Raw genomic sequence first — 17,151 nt, forward strand, 5'->3', positions numbered from 1 at the left:
AACCTAGGTTTCTAGTAGGTGGACACGGTAGCGCCGCAGGTATTAATGGGTAGCTGCCCCTTGGCCATGAGCTGCCCGATCGGAGTAAGCACCGTAATGTGTAGCCGGCTGAAAGCGCCCTCTAGGTAGTAGCCGTCCAGGATGTAGCAGGCCAGGCGGGCTAATTGCTCCAGCGTGAGACCATCGAGCAGCAACAGAAACTCATTGCCAGTACCGGAGAGGTCACGCCCCTTGCCCCGGCTGCCTTGTGAGGCTAAGCGGATCTCGGAACCAATAGTGGCTAACTGTTCCCTGAGTACTGCTTCTGGCTCAAAATCTTCCACGTGGTTCAGGGCGTAACCTAGGCGGTAGCATAGGCGGCGCCACGCGCTGATCAGTTCATCGGCCGATTGGTAGCCGGTGCTCAGGGCAATTTCCTGCTGAATGCCTTGTACTTGCGAGTTAGCTAGTTGCCAATGATAGCGGGCAGCGTTTAGCTCGCTTGCTAACTGGTGATTGCGCTTTCTCAACCAGGCGCAGTACCCCAGTAGCAGAGGGGCAACTGCGAAAAGGAAGTAGCTTATCATCTTATTTGCCTAAGCCGTAGAGTTGCTTCAGCGCTGCCATGTCCCTTGCTGCTTGGCCCTGCTCGGTGGAAAGAGCCATGTTGCGACGGGTGAAGTAGCTCACCAGGTCGTATTGATGCGTCACCTTATCATCGAGGGCGTCAATCAACTCCATGCGCTCAGCATCCGTCATCTTCGTCTTCATTGGAGAGACGATGGCCGTCAGATCATCCAGATAGGAAGCGGACTCCTGAATTAACACCGTGTAGCCCCGCACCATGCCGGCTATCTGCTCCGGGCGTAGGTTAGGATCTCGCTTAAACTGGGTGATGTAGTTGCTGTAGATCGTGATGATGGCTGTCTGCCGCTCGAAGATGTGCCGCACGCGCCGGTAGGTCTTGATCGTATTACTCACCTGCATCAGCCCATCGTACCAGTTCTTGGCCAGCAGCATGTTCTTTTCGGTGAATCCTTTCGTCAATACCTGCTCCACAACGCCGGCATTCACGAGCGTATTTGCTTTCGTGCTCAGCGCCTTCAACGTGGCTTGCAAACCCGTCTGAATGAAGTTAGTACCTTCTAGAATTGGGGCGGAAACTACTGCCTGAGCGTGGGCGGAAGGCTTACCAAAAAGGCAAAGCGCTGCCACACACAGTAAAAACCGTGTTTTTTTCATAACCTGAAATCGTTTAGTAAGCTTGCTTAGAAGATGGGCTTATTCATGCCCCCACATCTGCATCATGAGCCGCTTATTGGTGGCTTGCTGCTCTTTCTGAGCAATAGTGTAAGCCGTCTTTTTGCCATAGTACTTCACCAAGGCTAGCTGATGCTGCTCTTTGTCAGCCAAGTCCGAGACATACTTAAGCTGCTCGGCTTCGCTCATGCTCGTCTTGCTGGTGGCCAGCGCCGACAGCTCTTGCACATTGGCCGCACTTTCGTCGACTAGCTTCTTGTACATCGAGCGGATGCCTTGGGCCTGCGCATTGGTAACAATTTTATGCTGCACCAACTTCGGCTCTTGCGTAGAAGCTTCCTGCAGGATTTCAGCATGGGTACGGTAGATGCTCTCCGTTTTGGGGTTAAGCTTAATCAAGTTCGGTACATCACTCTGGTACCAAGTATGCAGCACGTTGATATAAGTAGGATTGCCGCTGCCGAGTAACTGTTGAATAGAGGCCGTCACGCGTGCTTCGGCTTCTTTGGAGGCGGCATCCTGCCCGCAGCTGGTAGCCAGCAGCAGACTGGCGAGTAAGAATAGGGAGGTCGTTTTCATAATCGGTGGGTGGTATGGTGGTAGCAGAAATCTCGTTTGTCCTAGCCTGCCTCGCGCAGCTCTTGGGCGTAGACCTGAATGGCGGTTTCGATATCGAGGCCCGCTTTCATTTTTTGAAAGAGCACCATCTTCTCGGATTGCTCCGTCGTGTAAGTCACATACTCTTCTTTCGACACGACTACGCCGTACACGGTCGCTACTTTGGTGCCTAGGCCAATGTACACCTCATTGTAGAATTCATCTGGTCGGCGGTCGGCATTGATGCTCAGCACCAAGGCTTTTTGCTTTTCGGAGAGCGCCAACACGTCCTGAATCTCATCGAACTTGCCCATGAACTTCTCCAAGCTCAGCAAGATCATGCAGTCGGATTGCGTAACAATGGTATCCTTGACAATCGGATTATCAAGGATATCCTTCACCTCCTGCGTGACCACAACCGCTTCACCCTGGAACTTGCGGACAGTTTTGAACAGGTACTTCAGGTAGTCGGCCATAGCCGGCGTCGCAATGGCTTTCCAGGCTTCCTCAATCAGAATCATCTTGCGTACCCCTTCCAGCGTGCGCATCTTCTGTAGAAACGTATCCATGATCACGAGCGTGACCACCGGGAACAGAATCGGGTGATCCTTGATGTTGTCGATCTCGAAGACAATAAAGCTTTCCTGGGTTAGGTCAAGTTCCTGTTCCGCGTTGAGCAAATAATCATACTCCCCGCCTCGGTAGTAAGGCTTCAGCACGTACAGGAAGTTCTCAATATCAAAATCCTTCTCCCGCACATTCTCCTTCTTCAGGTAGGCGCCGTGAGGGCCCAGCAGGAATTCATAGAAGGTATTGAAGGAGGCCTTAATTGTTGTATCACTCTGCAAGAGCTGGTAGTACTGCGTGATTGCCGTGGAGATCGACACGTACTCGGATTGCGTAACGGCTTCGCTTGCTCGCTTCCAGAGCATTACGAGTAGATTATGCAGGCTTTGTCGCTTCTCCACATCAGGTGCTTCAACTACATAAAAGGGGTTGAAGCTAATGGGCTTCTTCTCCGTGTAGGTGTAGTATACCCCGCCCCGTAGCTTGCACAGCCCTTGGTAAGAGTTGCCGGTATCCACCAGCAACACATGGCCTCCTTGCTCGTGAAACTGGCGCACTAAGCCGTTTACAAAAAAGGACTTGCCACTACCCGACCCACCTAGGATGAACTTGTTGCGGTTGGTGATGATGCCCCGCTTGCGTGGCTCTTCCGAGATGTCAACGTGCACCGGCTTACCCGTAAGGCGATCCGACAGCTTGATACCAACGGGGCTGCTGGAGCTACGATAGTTGGTCTCGACATTCCACAGGCAGCAGGCAGGCCCGGCAAAGGTGTAGAACGTTTCTTCGCTGGGAAAGTCGCCGGCGTTGCCCGGAATACCAGCCCAAAAAAGAGAGCCGATATCGACCGTGTTCTCGCGGGCCTTCCCTCCCATCTTGGTGATGGCATCCCCCAATAGCTCGCGTAACTCCTTCTCCTGCACCTCCCGTTCTGTCCACGCCAAGACGTTCGCGTGCGCCCGTACCGGTAGCCGCTGCTGCGAAAGCGCTTCATTCAGGTAGCGGTCATAAAACTCCTTGTTGATGGCATTCTGGCGCGAGTTCAAGGAAAGCGAGCTCATTCGATCCCGCTTCTTCTCGAACGTCTTGATGGTCTTGGCTGCATCATCGACGAACAGATACTGGTTGTAGATGTGATTGCAGTTCAACTGCAAGCCCAGCGGGGAGGCGAAACCAATGAAGAAATCGCTGTAGTCGGTGCTTAAGCCGCCGTGCCGGGTGCTCGGCTCCAAGATTTCGGGCAAGTCATCCAGTTGGCCGAGCGAGAAGCACATGCACCGTTTCGAGCCCACCTTTAGCCCTTGCGAAAAATCAAGATCGGCTACTGGCACCGTGTCACTCATGTTCAGGTAGAGGTACTTTTCCAGTAAGCCGGTCTTGCCTTCCGTGCCCACCAAGTCATCATCGGTGAGTCGAGTGCACTTGATGCCCACCGATGAAAGGACTCTGACAAACTGCCCCACTGCGTTGAAAAAGGCAGTCAGCAGCTGCTCATCCATCATGTCTTTGGGGACAATCTTCGAGCGGGTGAGTAACGTGGCCAGGCTGGTCCAGTCCTCGCGGCTGCTAGGCGTCTTGGTTAGAAACAAGTAGCAGTAGTGATTTAGGAAAGGCCGTTCGTTGAAATGCCGCTCGTACGCCTGCGAGAGCATGGACCGCTCGACCTCAAAGTCAGCTATGTACTTGTCCTCTACAAACCAATCTTGCTTGTGCACGACCGTATGATTTGGCAACAAGCGGATGGCCTTTACAAAAGCGGAATGCAGTGATTCGTAGTCGGCTTCCGAGAGGGTGAAGATCTCCGGAAGCTCCAGGCGGTAGGCTACCGTCACGTCGGCGTTCTTGCTGATCAGACAGTCGTTTTCAACCGCGTAGATTGGCTGTTTTTCTTCTAGTGTTGCGGAGGGAAGGAGTAGGTTGCTCATGAGCGCTTGAGGTCTTTAAAGAGGCGAGCATTGCGATTCACGATGCGCATGGGCTGGCGGCCCTTAGCTTGGCGCTTGAGGGCGCCGTGCTCCCCATACTTTGCGCAAAGGCTGAATACCCGGATCCACCAGAGAAACCCGCTGCCGAGTGTCAAGAAGGTGGTTAGGTAAGTGTTGACCCCGACGCCGAGCAGCACAATGGCTGCTAAAAACACGCCGCCGAGGCCCCCAATCAGCATAAAGAGATAGCGCACACCGACTAACCCTATGAATTCAATCGGCTTGTTAACGCCCTTGTTCAATAGGTATTGGCCCATGGATCTACAGGAAGAAAGAGCGTAGGATGGTGGCTGACACCACCAGGAAAATGCAGCTGCCAAACCAAGCGGTCAGGTGCTTCTGAGTGTTTTGGTCGCCGGAGTTCCACTTGATAAAAGCGGTGATGGCACCACCCAGGCCCGCGGCAGCACCAATGGCATACATGAGCAGCGTGAGGTTGTCGAAGTATCCACCAATCATCGAGGTGGCTTTCGTGATACCAGCTGAGCCGTCACCCTGGGCTAGGGCTGCCGTCGCCGTGGTCAGTACCACGAGCGCAGTAGCAAGCATTTTAACTTTTACCCGGGATAATTTGCTAGTTCCGGGGAGGATGGAAGTTTTGTTAAACATGGCTGTAATGAGTAAGAATGGTATGGAATGAGTGAAAGAAAAGGTTGAAAAAAGCTACTAAAAATGTTAGTCGATGGTCGTTGTTGCTTCTTCAGCATATAGGGCTGAAGTAAGAGCATGAGCGGATTTCTTGCTGTTCTTGTAGAAGGCTACTAGTAGATCTGTATTCTCCAACGCCGGCACTTCTTCTACTAGTTGTTCCTGGGTGATTTCTCCTTCTGCGGCTCTGTCGAAGTAGTCACTAAGCTGCGCTACTCCAACTGTAAAGTCCCCATCAAACTCCTCAGTTGTTGTTTCTGCACTTCCCTCCCCTACTGATAGCAAATCGTTGCTATCAGCCTCAATAAAGCTAATGGTTTTTTCAATATCCGAATCTTCAACATTGATAGTTTCATTTTGAGATATTGTAGAGCTTGTTGGATCTGGTAGCTCAATAAGTGGAGCTTCAACCTGGGCAGTGGGTGCTTCTACTGGTTGCTGCTCCAACTCGGGCGTTTCTTCCTCTGCATCGGTTGCCTCGGTAGCTGGTGGGGTCGAGGCGGAAACAGGAAGCACGACGGCTGCTTTGGGGATAAGCGGTGCCTTGCCGAGTAGCGTACTGGGCGCTGGGGTAGGTTGCGCCAGCGGGCCAGCTGCTTTGCCTTTACCAGAGACTAACCCCATCAACTCTGCACGGTAATAGGCGACTGCTACAAAGGCGTAGTACAAGACGAGCAAGACTGCCACTGCACCTAGGTACTGTGGCCACGAGATCATTTTAAACATGTCGATGCAGGTAGTTGAGTGAAAGAAAAAGGCAAAGCAGTGGCTGACATACTTTTTTAAGGGTATGTGAATCAATTAATTAACTAATGGGAAGCTTAGATCTTCAGGCGCTTTTTATTCTTCTTTTCTTGCTCTGCCATGAAAGCGCGAATGTCAGGGCCGTAGGTTTCGAAATGGTGGTTTACAATATTTCCTAGTAGGTCAGCTAAGGGTATTCCGTCGCTGACCTGAGCAATAGCTTGAAGGGTGCTGTGCGCATCATCGGAGATGTAAACAGCCCTGGACTTCCGCTCGCGCAATGGCTGGAGGAAGGTTGCTACATAATTGACCGGAGTACCCTTCTCCGGAGCCGGCTCTTTTTTTTCCGTTTGTTGAATAGGCTCTGGCTCAGCAGTATGGGTAGCCAGGGCGATAACGGGTGTTTCGGTAGCAGCCTCAGTGGTGGTGCTCGTTTCAGGTTCGGGAATGAGAGCCGCCTTGCTACGCTGGGCAACCAAGTTTAGCATGTCCTGCATATCTGAAGCTGGGGTTTTGGGTGGATTAGATTTTGAAGAGGCCATTAGTCAAGGAGTTAAGGAGCCTTCGTTTCTTCAGTAGCTAGCGTGGCTTCGTCCACGGTGGTCGGAGCTAGATCAAAGATGATCTGGCTCATTTCGGTAATCAGGCTACTGATACCCAGGCGCATAAACTCCTTTGAGAGCGGAAACATGGTGGAGCGCATCAAGTCCTTTTTGTAGTTGACGCTATGCTCCAGCCGACTTTTAAGAAAGGGGATATTCAATTGGGCGAACAGATCCTCTGTCTTTTGATAGAAGTCCTGCTTCTCGCTCTTAATGTGCTTGTTCCAAAACGCGTAATACTGTTTTAATCGGCTGTCAGGCTTGTCTTTAGCGAAGGCTTCCAAAGCCTGTGCAAAGGGTAGGGTTGCCTCTACGCTGAGGCGATCCGATTCCAGCGGCATGAACACATAATCCAGCTGCTTCCACAGTTCGATAATTCCCGGCACATTGATCGTGCCCGGCGTGTCGATAAAGACGAGGTCAAATTCCCCGTCCATTGACTTTGCTTCTTTCAAAGCCTCCTGCACCGTGCACCCGATGATCGGGTAGGCTTGCATGCCTAGGCTTTGAAATTCAGCTAGTTTGTCCGGATTGCTTTTCAGCATCTCTAGCTCCTGCTCGCGCAGGGTCTCCAAGGAATGCTGCGGATAGTCGCAGTCAATGACGGCTACTTTCTGCTTGGCGATGAAGTGAAAGATAGAGGCCGCGAGGGTGTTGATGGTCGTTTTACCAACGCCCCCTTTCTGAGATGAGATCGAGATGTACTTGGTAGTGCTCATACTAGGGGAAGGGGGTTAGCGGAGAGAAGGAACGACCAGACTAACAGCACACATCAAAGAATCCATTTAACTCTTTCACTGATTACAAATTTAGAAGTGTACTTGAATAAACCAAGATAAAATAAAATATGAATGAAAAAATCAATTTACTTATTTGGGCTATTTATTAGTTTTGGATATAGTGAAACATACGGGTATTAGTCATAATACCTTTTTAACGCTCTAGGCAAATAGTTGAACAGTAGAGTACAATAAGCTTTAATTGAAAAGTTATCTACCAATCGATCAGACTATCAGTCTATCATAATAACTAACTATCAATCTAACAATTCAGATATTATTATAACAGTTGCGCATCTGTGCAGCTCGTCCACGAAAGGTAAACGGACTGCTTTCTAAGATCAGCTTGGCTTTGTAAAAAATATTGTTTTTCCCAGAACGTATTAGCTCATGAGAATAGCCTTTACTCTTGTTCAATGTTGTTCAGCAATGTTGTTCAGCAAGCCATGACTTTGTGGCCACAAACCTTCGGTTTGATGGCACACAAAGTCAACGGGGAAATTGACGCAAGCTATTTCCCCTTGTCTTGCTGAGCACAGCCCAACCTATACCCACCATGGAAGAATTAGAGCCGCAGCCACTAGAGGCAAAAGCAAATAAGGAGGTCGTTAAGCGCTTCCGAGCCACCAGCGATGAAGTAAAAAGGATCAATGGCAAGGCCGCAAAAGCGGGACTTAACTTCTCGGAGTACTGCCGAAAGTCAGCTCTGGATAAAGAAGTAGTGGAGGTAATACCACCCGATCTGCGTCGCCAGATCAGCGCCGCTGGCAACAATCTGAATCAGCTGACCCGGCTTGCTAATGCCGGCAAGCTCAGTGGCGTAAGCACCGACCGGCTGAATGAGCTACTAACTCTTTTACTTCAGACGCTGAAATGATTGCGAAAACCGTTACCGGAAGTGACTTCGAGGGAGCACTGGAGTACGGCGCAGGCCTGCGTTCGGACCGCACCAATAAGCAGTCGGAACTACTGAGTGTCGCTAATGTTGGTAGCAATGATGCGCGCGGCATTGCCGCCGAAATGCAGAAGGTTGCCGCGCTCAGTCACCGTATGCAGAAGCCTGTTTGGCATACCGTCTTATCGTGGGCGCCCGGAGAAGAAGTTAGCCGGGAGCAGAAGCTGAAGGCGGCCGCCCTGTATTGTGAGCTGATGGGGGCGAGTCTGAAGCGGCACCAAGTGGCCGTCTATGAGCACAAGGATAAGCAGCACCCGCACATTCATATCTACATCAACCGAGTGCCTACCGATGGTGGGCCAGCACTCGATACGGCCCAGAACTACGCTCGTAATGTGAAGGCCACGCGCCAGATCCGGGAGCAGCTAGGGATGCAGCAATTGCCCTCCCGCCGAGTCAGCACGAAAGACCTGGATCCACATAAGGAGGTTGCCCGCGGCTACGTGCGCGATGAGTTGACCGCCGCCCTCCAGGACACTACTATTCGCTCCCTAGATCAACTGATCGCGCACTTCAGGCAAAAGGGTATAGAAGCCAACTTAAAGCGAGATGCTAAAGGCGTACTCGTGGGTACCAGCTTCCGCTATCAGGATAGCAGTGTGAAAGGCACGGAAGCAGGGGTAAAGGCCAAGCAGCTGCGGGATCACTTCAGCCAGTATGGCCGGGAGGCCCTGCGCACGAGTGACCAGGTCACGCCGACGGTTAGTAGTGGCCGTGCACCAGGCGCCGAGTCAGCCAGTGCCGGCAGTGGCGTGGCGCCTCAAAGCAACGAGTTGCTAGATACTAATCCCAACCTAGGAGCAGGGGTCGATGACGCTCAGCGCAATGAGAATGAGCTACGTCGCCGTCGCCGTCGCCGGCCGAGGTTATAAGCGCCCTCAGTTACATGACAGGCACATAAGAAATCGCTGAAAGCAGTTTGCTAAGGGCGTTTTTTCCGGTCAGAGTCACATAGCAGTCACATAAAAGTACGCCTCACTAATTACCCTCTCAACATCATGGAAGACGAAAAAGGATTGCGCATGATCATCAATATGACTCTCGTAATCGGGGCGTTTCTGGTGGTGCTGCACCTGTATTATTACTGCTATGGGTTCTTTATTGAGCATCACTTAACCGCTGCCTGGGTCGGGAATATTCTCACGCGCTTCAGCACGAAAACGGCCTTATTCCGGTCTCCTTACATCACGAAGGGCGCGGCTGTACTGTGCTTGGCCATGACTTGCTTTGGTACGCGAGGCAAGCCGGATGATAAGCAGACGTGGCCGCCCATCATCGCTTACCTGGTGATCGGGTCCTTGCTGTTTTTTGGCAATGTCTGGGTGCTAGACCTAGGCTACTCGGCAACGCTCATAACCGGATTGTACGCCAGCACAACGGTGCTGGGCTTCTTACTCATGCTCAGGGGCGGCATACAGATGAGCCGTATGCTCAGCTTGAATCTGAGGAACGACATTTTCAATACGGCCAACGAGAGCTTTCCCCAGGAGCAACGCTACTTGCCGAATGAGCACTCAGTGAACATCCCAACTACTTACTGGTACCAGGGCAAACGGTATAACGGGTGGATCAATATTGTCAATCCGTTTCGCGCTACCGTGGTGTATGGCACGCCGGGCTCTGGTAAGTCCTACGCGGTAATCATCCAGTTCATCAAGCAGCACATAGCCAAGGGCTTTGCCCTGTACGTGTATGACTACAAGATTCCCTCTCTGACCCTAGTAGTGTACAATGAGCTGCTGAAGCACCAGGATAAGTATGCCGTACCGGTGCAGTTCTTTGTGATTGATTTCGACAACCCGCGTAAGAGCCACCGCGGCAATCCGGTACTAGCCTCAATGATGACGGATATTGTCGATGCAACGGAGGCGGCGGCGACCATTATGCTGAACCTAAACCGTACCTGGATACCGAAGCAAGATGACTTCTTTGTCAAAAGCCCGATCAACTTCGTGGCGGCTATTATCTGGTTTCTGAAGCTCTACGAAGGGGGCAAGTACTGCACATTCCCGCATACTATCGAATTTCTAGCCCGCGACTATCAGGAGATGTTTCCGATCCTAGGCGCTTATGAGGAGATAGAAAACTATGTCAAGCCGTTCGTGGATGCCTACGAAGATGATGCCATGGAGCAGTTATCGGGGCAGATTGCCTCGGCTCGGATTGCCCTCGCTCAAATGGCATCGCCAGCGCTGTACTGGGTGATGAGCGGCAATGACTTCACCCTTGATATCAACAACCCCGAGGCACCCAAGGTGGTCTGCGTCGGCAACAACCCTAAGCGCAAGGGCGTCTACGGCGCGGCGCTGGGTCTGTTCAATTCGCGCTTGGTTTCCCTCATCAACACGAAGGGTAAACTGAAGTCTTCGCTAATCATCGACGAGCTACCAACGATGTACTTCCGGGGCCTAGATAGCTTGATTGCGGAGGCCCGTAGTAATCTAGTATCAACCTGCCTAGGTATCCAAACGCAAGCGCTGCTCGACCGCGATTATGGCAAACTAGAATCGACTGCTATTTCGGAACTCGTAGGTAACGTAATCTCCGGGCAGTTGAGGGGGGCTAGTGCTAAAGCATTGTCGGAGAACTTTGGGCAAATCGTGCAGCAGCGCCAAGGCGTGAGCATCAACAGCAAGGATACAAGTAGCAGCATCTCGACGCAGATGGGCAACATGATTCCCGCGAGTACGATTACCAACCTAAGCCAAGGAACCTTTGTAGGCGCGGTGGCTGACAATTTCGGGCAGGAGATACCGCAAAAGGTATTTCACGCCCAAATCGTGGTTGATGTGGCCAAAATCAAGAAGGAAGAAGCAGCCTACCAACAAATTCCCGACATTACCAGCTTCATTGATCCGGTGACTGGAGAAGACCGTATGGATGAGGTTATCCAGCAAAACTATAGGGCAATCAAAAATGATATTGCCACTATTGTGAAGAAGGAATTGGATCGAATAGCCGACGATACCAATTTGCAGCACTTAATCAAAACCAAAAAGGTCAAGGCATAATGAATAAGGAATTGATCGGTAGGCGCCTAGCTGCGCTACGGGATGAGCTAGGCTATCCTGGAGGAGAGAAGTGGACTCAGGCGCGGGTATGCGCTGAAACCGGTCTCACGCAGAACATGCTAGGGCGCCTCGAGCAGGCGGGCGCCGGCAGCATCGAAGCTTTCATTACCTATCTGCTCTTCTTTTCCAAACACGGCTACAATCTGAATTGGATCCTGCAACCTGATAACGCTCATATTTCCAAAAGGAGTATAAGTGATAGCACAAAAGCAGTTGACTTGACTACTGTTGTTTCACATCTGGTGAATATTAAGCAAGTGCTTGATAAAGAAATAGATCATGTTGTTGTTTCTTTGGAAGGCTAAAGCAGTTTGTGGCCACACTTATTGATTTAACGGTTATTTTTTGTTGCTGTCATTAAATATTCAATATCGCAAGGGCGAATTCTTATATTTGCTTAATGCTGGCTCCACGGTGGAGACAGGCGGTATAACTCATTTACTAACAGCGACATGTCTGAGAAAACCGAAACAAAAAGTGGCTCTGAAGAGCCGCTAGTTCCCCGGCCAGTAGGGCCAGCAGTAACCCCTAAGAAGCCTACGGAGATCAACGTAGACGAAACGCGGGATGAATTTATCAAGAATGCCCAACCTGTAGCTGATGCTTTGCGCCAGCGGGGCAAGGTGGAAGAAGCCACGAACTTAGAAGCGGCCACCAAGATCATTAGCGTAGCCGTCGGCACGCAGCAACCAAAGCTCGGGGATGAGTTGAAAGGTGATTCTGTCAGCAACACCCTCAAGGACATCTGGGAAGTCATTGACAAGGATCCCGAGCTTCGCAAGATGCCGCAGGCCCAGAACCTACGGCGGGCAGGCGAAAAGCTGGATGGTGCGGGCCTGCTTAACATCACGGTTCGGAATGGCCTAGTAGTAAGCTTCATCAGCAACTTTGCCGATAACCTAGCTAGTGCGCAGCAGCACGTGGCGAAGCCTGTTCAGAAGGTAGAAGGCGTGAAGGAGTCCCCCGCTTCCGCTGCTCGTGCTCAGCAACCAGGCACTACGGCGGCACCGGTGGCAGCAGCTGCACCAGCGGAGAAGCCTTCAGTAGCGCAAGCGGCGCCAGTGGAGAAGCAGCAGGCCGCCCCAGAGAAGCAAGCTACCACGCCGGCGCCTGAGGCGAAGCCAGCAGCATCCTTGCTACCGGAATCAGTACTACAGAAGGCAAAGGCATTGTACCGGGAAAACCAGGTTACAGCGCAGCAAGCAAGCCCTATGGCAGCTTTCACCAAGGCTGATATACCGGTGCAACTGCTCACTAAGATGGGACTACAGGTAGAAGAGTTAGAGAAGTCCGGCCAACTGCAAAAGTTACTTAGTGGCCAGAAGACGGACCTCATCTCGTCTTTCTCCCTACGCAATGAGCAAGGTGAGCAGGTGCCCTTCGCCGCCAAGCTCGTGTTACGCCGTGATGCAGCCGGCGCCCCGAGTCTGCAATTTGATTTGCCCAAACATCAGCTGGTGATTCCGGAGCAGATTCTAGGCAAGGAAATCACGCCCGCTATGAAAGAGCAGCTGACTAAGACGGGGGTAGTGCCACTGACGGACGGCTTTCAGGATGGCAAAGGAAAAACCTTTTCCGCTTATGTGGCCATCGATAAGGAAATGAATCGAGTGGTAGCTGTACGCCGTGAGGGCGTTACAGTACCCAAAGAATTACTAGGCGTTACGCTGAGCCCCGAAGAGCGAAAGAGCATCCAAGAAGGCCGGCCTACTAAGGTTCAGGGAATGACGAATACTAAGAACCAGCTCTTTGATGCCATCGTGCAGCTAGATCCTATAAAGCGCTCAGTTTCCTTTAACGACGTCAAACCACACGTAGAAAAACAAACAGCGGAGGAAACCAAAGTCCGACGTGGAATCCAGATGTAAGCCATTTGATTGATTCAGAAAATCAGTTCCTGATGCTTCGGGGGCTGATTTTCTTTTACTACCTACCTCGCCCCCACACACCTATGCAAAACCCTCGTGAGCCTGAACTAAATTTCAGCCAAGTAAAGAAAGAACTCAACATGGTAGATTTGGTGCTCACCTTAGGCTACCAGCACAACCGCGCCAAGAGTGGTTCAGATCCACAGAAGGGGAAGTTCCACACCTTCGACTACCGCGGTAACCCCCGGCTCGACCAGGTGATCATCTACAAGGCACCATCCGGTGATTTTCTGTACTTCAACCGGGCCGATGATCGGGATAAAGGCAGCGTCATCGACTTCCTGAAGTTTCGGCTTGAAAACCCTAGGATCGACGGCATTACGGCCGTGCCAGGCAAGAACATCTGGACGAGCGTCATCGAGAATGCCCGCCGCTTCCTGAGCGTGACGGTCCCGCCCCGCCAGGAAAGCTCCACGCTACAGAAGGCAATCGAGCCAGTGCAGCGGGGAGATCAGTTTATTCCAGACTTCCTACTGGCAACGACGACGCTGACGGATACGCGTTACCTGAACAGTCGAGGCATAAGCAATGAAACGCTGACAAACGCTTGCTTTAGTAGCCGAATCCTTAATCACATTCGCGAGGGCAAAACCAAGGATGGCCAGGACTATAAGTTTGTAAACACGGCCTTCCCTCAGCTTTACAAGGATAAGATTGTAGGTTTGGAAATCAAGGCCAATGGCTTCAGAGGGCAGGCGGCTGATTCGCTTAGTTCGTCAGCGCTGTGGCTCTCCAACAGTGGTAACAAGACGCACACCCTGATCGTGTCAGAAAGTGCTATAGACAGCCTCTCGCACTATCAATTGAAGCAGCCCAATAACACCATGTACGCGTCCACCGCGGGCTTCTTGACCGATAACAAGGTAGCCGAGATCAGGCGCCTAGTGGAGAACCAGAACCTAAAGACGGTAAAGGCAGCGTTCGATAATAATCTGGATGGGTACCTGTTCGATACCAAGCTCATTACGGGGCTAGCGCATCCAACTGCTGCTATGCGCATCGAGCGCACGTTGCCCGGATTGATTACCGTAGGCATCAGCTCTGGGCAGGAGCAATACTTTACCAAGCTACACCAGGAAACCAAGAACTACAACCACCGGCTAGCCGAGGGCTATTACCAGGTAGCGGGCAAAGAGTCGCCCGGATCCACTACGTTAACGACGGAACTCATTACGGCCACGAAGGATGCGGATAACAGCTACAAGTTTCACATTCCTAAGCGGTTGGAAACGCTTGCCTTTTTCAATCAGGCCCTGATCAGCGCCTACCCAATGACTGTCAAGCTGGAGGTAGATAAGTCGCGGGCCAACGATTGGAACGACCAGCTGAAGGAGAGCTTACGCAGTAAGAGTCAGGCCGTGGCCACTTCGCAGGAGCCGAGCGTACGGCGGGGTATTCGACGGTAAGCTGTCCAAAAACTGGCAATTATTATCCATAATTGCCAAATAAACCCTGTTTGCAGTACGCAGGCAGGGTTTTTTGTGTATGCTTGCCCTGTACAATTGCCTAAGGCAGGCGGCAATCAGGGATGCTTATTCAGCGCCAGAGCCGCTTAAGGCTTTAGCTTCCTCTAAGTCATCAATGTTTTAGACAGAAGAAAGGCTAAGTTAAGAACCCACTTGAATTGTTTAGAATATCTATAAAAAACCATTTTTTCGGGGCCATTCAGGCGGAAGCTCAAAGCGTTCAGAAAGAACTTTAGTTTGAACAAGCCTTCTGTGATAAACAGGATGAGAGCAGGCTTTCGTAGCCATTTGCCTCGTAGCTTCGTGGTGGTTCTTCTACTTCGGACCTCCTTTCGCTTTTATGCCGCTTTCTGCTGATCTACCTGCCTTTGCCACACTGCTGGCGCACGTCAAACAAGCGATTCGCCAAACGCAGCTCCAAGCCGCACGGGCGGCCAATGGCGAGTTGCTCGTGCTCTACTGGCGCATTGGCCGCTTGATTTTGGACCAACAGGCCCAGCAAGGCTGGGGCGCCAAGGTTATTGATCAACTCGCGGCTGAACTGCAGCGCGAATTCCCTGCTATGCAGGGGCTCTCAGCGCGGAACCTTAAGTATATGCGTCGCTTTGCCCAGGCCTACGCAGACGAGGAATTTGTGCAAGCGTCGCTTGCACAAATTCCTTGGTACCATCACTTGACCCTGCTGGAGAAAGTCAAAGATGACGCCATCCGCCTGCTCTACGTACAGGCGACGGCGCAGCATGGTTGGTCGCGCGATATGTTGGTGCACCAGATCGAGAGTGGGTATCACCTGCGTCAGGGTAAGGCTGTGACGAACTTCGCCCGTACCCTGCCGCCAGCCGACTCGGAGCTGGCGCAGCAAACGCTGAAGGATCCCTACCTCTTCGACTTTCTCACCTTGGCGGACAACTTCAAGGAACGGGATCTGCAACGCGGCTTGCTCGAGCATATCACTAAGTTTCTGCTCGAACTGGGTAGTGGCTTTGCCTACGTGGGCCAGCAAGTACCGCTACAAGTCGGCGGGCAAGACTACTACCTGGACTTGCTTTTCTATCACCTGCAGCTACGCGCTTATGTGGTGGTCGAGCTCAAGACTACCGAGTTCAAACCCGAGTACACGGGCAAGCTCAACTTCTATTTGGCGGCGGTGGATGATCAGCGGCGGCACCCCCAGGACGCGCCCACGATCGGGCTGCTCTTGTGCAAGAGCCGCAACAACATCGTAGCCGAGTATGCCTTGCGCGACGTACACAAACCCATTGGTATTGCCGAGTATCGGCTCACGGAAGCGTTGCCAGAAGGACTGCAAGCGTCCCTGCCCAGCATTGCGGCGCTGGAACACACGTTGCGTAGCCGTACGCCTGATACCCCAGAGTCAGCAGCCGACTCGGCACCCGAACCCGAGTGACCAACCCGATGAGGTAACAGTCGGCAGGATCTGCGGTGGGCAGCGGCTAGGTCATCGCATCAGCGCAGGACAAGGATGTTGTAGCCGGTAACGCTGAATACATCGCTCCTATTCCTGGTAGAAAGTACAACTTTCTCATTGGCACAAGAAGGTCCTTGTACTTTGATTGCTGAACAACTTTTCTGAACCGTTTTCGGCCGGTTTCACGCCTTTCTACTGCCTCTCTTCAGACAGAACGAGTTGTTCACTAAAAGGAGCGAAATATTGAAAGGCAGCTAGTGATCGTACTTTGTCTTCGCTAACAACCACCCGCTCAGCTCCATATGAAATACGCTGTTGCTTCGCCCCATTTTCAGGGTGTCCTTATCTACGCCGCTGGTCTGCTGCTGTGCGGAGCTTGTAACCAACAACAGGCAGAACGCCACCCAGTAGCCGTAGAACCCTCTACAACGGTCGCAACAGATCCTTCTATTCCGTTTCAGCCTATATCGTACCGGCTTGTACGACTCGAAGGCTCCTCCCTGCTGGATAGTTTACGCACCCTACCGCGCGCCGATAGCACGCTCATAAAACCCCTCCTGACTGGATCTGGCGAGTTTGACAGTGCAACTGTCTATTACCGTTATCACACGTTTGCGCTTGGCCCCAATCGGGCCGAAGTTGTCGCTGCCATCTCGGATTTTGACGGAATCCATGGCAAGTTGCAGATGCTTCTTTTCACGTCTGATAACCGATGGCTTACAAACGTGACCTTGGCTGAATACTTCGATGGCAGCGGGGGGCATAATGATAACAGATCAGTACAAGTGTCCCCGACAACATTTCGTCAGGAAAACGTGAGTGTGGACTTGATTGAAAAGCCCGGTACGAAAGCTGGAAAGGATCCCGAATGGCTATCAGGCACGACGACCGCGCACTATCTACTAGAGTTTAAGAATAACCGGTTTTTCAAAAGGCAACTGGATAGCACTTACGTGGTTGCTCCTTATGAAGACTGAGCACTTACAGGCAACTGCATACACGGAGTATCTTCAGTTCAGCGAAACGGTGATTCAAACAAGGTAGCCAATAGCTTAACCAGTGCTCAAGAAGCGTACCGCCCTACGAGTACGCGTATAACGTACTGCAAACGCTCTTCCTCAGAACGTTATAGATGGCCCTG

Annotated in this window: 17 protein-coding genes; 8 read left to right on the forward strand and 9 right to left on the reverse strand. The window is 51.8% G+C overall.

From position 1 onward, the window contains the following. Positions 1-11: 11 nt before the first annotated feature. From SD425_RS27655 to SD425_RS27695, 9 genes are all read right to left on the reverse strand, one after another. Entirely contained in the window at positions 12-509 is a 498-nt protein-coding gene (locus SD425_RS27655) for a hypothetical protein (protein ID WP_324680142.1), read from the reverse strand. Between the two features lie 58 nt (positions 510-567). After that, positions 568-1,221, reverse strand: a complete 654-nt coding sequence (locus SD425_RS27660) for a hypothetical protein (protein WP_324680143.1) — start codon at positions 1,219-1,221, stop codon at positions 568-570. Between the two features lie 39 nt (positions 1,222-1,260). Beyond that, positions 1,261-1,818, reverse strand: a complete 558-nt coding sequence (locus SD425_RS27665; RefSeq protein ID WP_324680145.1) for a hypothetical protein — start codon at positions 1,816-1,818, stop codon at positions 1,261-1,263. Positions 1,819-1,859: 41 nt separating this feature from the next. Further along, the gene (locus SD425_RS27670; RefSeq protein WP_324680147.1) at positions 1,860-4,328 is read right to left on the reverse strand and encodes a TraG family conjugative transposon ATPase; all 2,469 of its coding nucleotides are present in this window, start codon (positions 4,326-4,328) and stop codon (positions 1,860-1,862) included. Then, complete coding sequence (locus SD425_RS27675; RefSeq protein ID WP_324680149.1) at positions 4,325-4,645, reverse strand: DUF4133 domain-containing protein; 321 nt, start codon at positions 4,643-4,645, stop codon at positions 4,325-4,327. Before SD425_RS27675 ends, SD425_RS27670 begins: the two co-directional genes overlap by 4 nt. 4 nt (positions 4,646-4,649) lie before the next feature. Further along, complete coding sequence (locus tag SD425_RS27680) at positions 4,650-4,937, reverse strand: DUF4134 domain-containing protein (protein ID WP_324680151.1); 288 nt, start codon at positions 4,935-4,937, stop codon at positions 4,650-4,652. 126 nt (positions 4,938-5,063) lie between these two features. Beyond that, the gene (locus SD425_RS27685) at positions 5,064-5,837 is read right to left on the reverse strand and encodes a hypothetical protein (RefSeq protein ID WP_324680153.1); all 774 of its coding nucleotides are present in this window, start codon (positions 5,835-5,837) and stop codon (positions 5,064-5,066) included. Between the two features lie 20 nt (positions 5,838-5,857). Then, the gene (locus SD425_RS27690; RefSeq protein ID WP_324680155.1) at positions 5,858-6,322 is read right to left on the reverse strand and encodes a DUF3408 domain-containing protein; all 465 of its coding nucleotides are present in this window, start codon (positions 6,320-6,322) and stop codon (positions 5,858-5,860) included. A gap of 11 nt (positions 6,323-6,333) precedes the next feature. Next, a complete protein-coding gene (locus SD425_RS27695; RefSeq protein WP_324680157.1) occupies positions 6,334-7,101 on the reverse strand; it encodes a ParA family protein in 768 nt (255 codons plus the stop codon). A 616-nt stretch (positions 7,102-7,717) separates the two neighbouring features. On the opposite strand from SD425_RS27695, the gene SD425_RS27700 reads away from it, so the two are divergent. The 8 genes from SD425_RS27700 to SD425_RS27735 all read left to right on the forward strand — a co-directional run bounded on the left by SD425_RS27700 (position 7,718) and on the right by SD425_RS27735 (position 16,987). After that, positions 7,718-8,038, forward strand: a complete 321-nt coding sequence (locus SD425_RS27700; RefSeq protein WP_324680159.1) for a plasmid mobilization protein — start codon at positions 7,718-7,720, stop codon at positions 8,036-8,038. Then, the gene (locus SD425_RS27705; protein WP_324680161.1) at positions 8,035-8,988 is read left to right on the forward strand and encodes a relaxase/mobilization nuclease domain-containing protein; all 954 of its coding nucleotides are present in this window, start codon (positions 8,035-8,037) and stop codon (positions 8,986-8,988) included. Before SD425_RS27700 ends, SD425_RS27705 begins: the two co-directional genes overlap by 4 nt. Positions 8,989-9,114: 126 nt before the next feature. Beyond that, a complete protein-coding gene (gene mobC / locus SD425_RS27710; protein WP_324680163.1) occupies positions 9,115-11,127 on the forward strand; it encodes a conjugal transfer protein MobC in 2,013 nt (670 codons plus the stop codon). Beyond that, positions 11,127-11,492 (forward strand): helix-turn-helix transcriptional regulator, encoded by a 366-nt coding sequence (locus SD425_RS27715; protein WP_324680165.1) that lies wholly within the window; start codon positions 11,127-11,129, stop codon positions 11,490-11,492. The genes mobC and SD425_RS27715 overlap by 1 nt, the downstream gene beginning before the upstream one ends. 147 nt (positions 11,493-11,639) lie before the next feature. Further along, positions 11,640-13,055 (forward strand): topoisomerase C-terminal repeat-containing protein, encoded by a 1,416-nt coding sequence (locus SD425_RS27720; protein WP_324680167.1) that lies wholly within the window; start codon positions 11,640-11,642, stop codon positions 13,053-13,055. A gap of 83 nt (positions 13,056-13,138) precedes the next feature. Continuing rightward, on the forward strand, positions 13,139-14,521 hold the full coding sequence (locus SD425_RS27725; RefSeq protein WP_324680169.1) for a toprim domain-containing protein: 1,383 nt from the start codon (positions 13,139-13,141) through the stop codon (positions 14,519-14,521). Positions 14,522-14,921: 400 nt separating this feature from the next. Then, the gene (locus SD425_RS27730; RefSeq protein WP_324680171.1) at positions 14,922-15,989 is read left to right on the forward strand and encodes a PDDEXK nuclease domain-containing protein; all 1,068 of its coding nucleotides are present in this window, start codon (positions 14,922-14,924) and stop codon (positions 15,987-15,989) included. 323 nt (positions 15,990-16,312) lie between these two features. Continuing rightward, entirely contained in the window at positions 16,313-16,987 is a 675-nt protein-coding gene (locus tag SD425_RS27735) for a hypothetical protein (protein ID WP_324680173.1), read from the forward strand. The last annotated feature ends 164 nt before the right edge of the window (positions 16,988-17,151 follow it).

Origin of the sequence: Hymenobacter sp. GOD-10R (genome assembly GCF_035609205.1) — a bacterium.
Lineage (GTDB): Bacteria > Bacteroidota > Bacteroidia > Cytophagales > Hymenobacteraceae > Hymenobacter.